Source organism: Escherichia sp. 94.0001 (assembly GCF_013369155.2).
Taxonomy (GTDB): domain Bacteria; phylum Pseudomonadota; class Gammaproteobacteria; order Enterobacterales; family Enterobacteriaceae; genus Escherichia; species Escherichia coli_F.
Map to the genome: position 1 here is coordinate 1 of NZ_JABWMS020000144.1, position 2299 is coordinate 2299.

The 2299-nt window shown below is 44.1% G+C and carries 3 protein-coding genes; 1 reads left to right on the forward strand and 2 read right to left on the reverse strand.

All coding sequences use genetic code 11. The features are described from left to right. Positions 1-515: hypothetical protein (locus tag HEN33_RS24675; RefSeq protein WP_183083497.1), on the forward strand; the 515-nt coding region annotated here is incomplete at its 5' end. Between the two features lie 186 nt (positions 516-701). Here HEN33_RS24675 and HEN33_RS24680 read toward each other — a convergent pair. Together HEN33_RS24680 and HEN33_RS26200 are read right to left on the reverse strand one after the other, a co-directional pair. Further along, the gene (locus HEN33_RS24680) at positions 702-1904 is read right to left on the reverse strand and encodes a tyrosine-type recombinase/integrase (RefSeq protein ID WP_000279869.1); all 1203 of its coding nucleotides are present in this window, start codon (positions 1902-1904) and stop codon (positions 702-704) included. A gap of 146 nt (positions 1905-2050) precedes the next feature. After that, positions 2051-2299: hypothetical protein (locus tag HEN33_RS26200; protein ID WP_207108971.1), on the reverse strand; the 249-nt coding region annotated here is incomplete at its 5' end.

Here is a 2299-nt window from a genome sequence, read left to right on the forward strand (position 1 = left end):
TGACTTATCAGGGCGAGTCCATTAACCTTATTTCACTGGATCACGAATACCCAGAGTCCTGTCTTCAAAATGACACAAACACATATTTATTAGGAAGAGTAATATTTCTGTATAACTCAATGATTTATAAGTTCATAAACTGTCAGGAACATGAAACCAATAACATTCACTCAGCTATGATAAATAACCTATTACAGGAAGTTGATATAGCCCTCGGTAAAATAAATGACATTATAGACAGCAGAAACATATCAGCCCCCCATGAACTGGCAAATATTCTTACCCGCGAAAAAATACTTACAACACGGGAAAAAAAAGGAAACCTGATAAGCCTGTTTGATGGATTCACTTTATTCCATTGTGTTGGAATGATAACCTTTCTTATCCATTATCTCAGAACACCTGAAGAAAAAGTTGAAAATATATTTATGTTATATGGTGCAGATAAAAACAATAAACTACGCAGAAGACTGATTTATGACGCACTAGGAATAATTCAGTCTCAGCAGGAGTGAAGAGTTAAACAGGCAAATTATTTTTTATAAAAAGGGGATTGTTAAGTAATCCCCTGTTAATCAAAATACGCTTTCCTGACGATCTGATAATTATCAGCTCAATACATTTGACATAAAAGCGGTTTCTTAATTACTACTGCTACGATCACATATCAAATCATGATCGTACAATATACATTTTCACTATTATTTATTCACAATTTGAGACATCACATAATCCGCCCATGCCTGCATCATCGGTACACGCTGCTCCAGTAGATCAGTACGATGATATGCCGCCTCAACCTTATTTTTCAGCGTATGAGCGAGCGCCCTTTCCGCCAGATCCCGCGAATACCCCTGTTCGCTACACCAGTCCCTGAATGTTGAGCGAAAACCATGTGCCGTGGCAACTCGCCCCGGAATGTCACTGACGGCTTTCTTTTTACGCAGAAAACTTGTCAACACCATATCGGAAAGGATCTGCTGCTTTCTGGGTGAAGGGAACACCAGTTCATCATGCAGGCCACGTATATTTTCCAGAATGTAAATAGCCTGCCGGGATAAAGGAACACGATGCTGTATCCTGGCTTTCATTCTTTCTGCAGGTATAGTCCATACCCGCTTATGAAAATCAATTTCAGCCCAGCGCATTCCCCTGGCTTCGCCCGAGCGAGTTGCTGTAAGTATCACCATTAATAACAGTGCGCGGGTAACATTATAAGGTTCATCGGTATACACACTGGTCGCCACAAAAAGCGGTAACTGCCTCCAGGGCATTGCGGGTTGGTGTTCATCACGTCCTCTAGTCTGCTGAGGAAGCAAATGGTCAACCACATCAACAGGATTTGCTACACAAAAACCGTGCGCCCATCCCCACTGCATAACAACATGAATGCGCTGTTTAACCCGGCTTGCCGTTTCTGACAAGGTTAACCAGACTGGACGCAGTGTTTCTGCCACGTCCGCAGCCGTAATCGAATCCAGCGTTTTTGCTCCCAGTTGAGGAAACGCGTAATTCTCAAGCGTCGATAACCACTGCCTTACATGCTTTGGATTTTCCCATCCAGGAGACAGTTCTGCATGTACACGCCTGGCTGCATCGGCAAATGTTGGGATAGCGACTTTCTCAGATTCAGCCTTTTTAATCTCCAGAGGATCATCACCTGCAGCAAGTTGCTCTCGCATTATCCGGGCAGTACGTGCAGCTTCAGCAATACTGACCTCTGGGTAAGTTCCCAATCCAGCATTACGTCTTTTTTGGGTCACCGGACTTACATAACGAAAAACCCATTTCCCCCGCCCCTTTACTGAAGAAGGATGAAGGGTCAGTCCGGTAATTCCCCCATGGGGCAATGGTTTGTCATCAGGTTTGATATGTCTTGCTTTCGTATCCGTCAATACTGCCATACGCTAATTCCCGTCACTCTGGTATGCCATCCAGTATGCCATTAGTCTCTCGCTTCACTAAGAATACATTAGATAATATCGGACAACAAAAAGTGTAATACATTGTTTATAATGAAATTATATAACACCCCTGGATTAAGTCAGATTTATTTCAGGCGGTCCCCCTCACCGCCATCTTTAAAGAAGAGCTCGTACGAAAGTACGGGCTTTTTTTTCGTATATTGCACACACCGGGGGATGAAAAGCCCTGACCGGGGTTCGACAACTGGCGACAGCCAGTTGGACAGACCGTGAACGCAGTGAGCGGGCTGCCCGCAGGGCGAGCGAAGCGAGTCAATCCCCCCCTCACCGCCATCTTTAAAGAAGAGCTCGTACGAAAGTACGGGCTTTTTTTT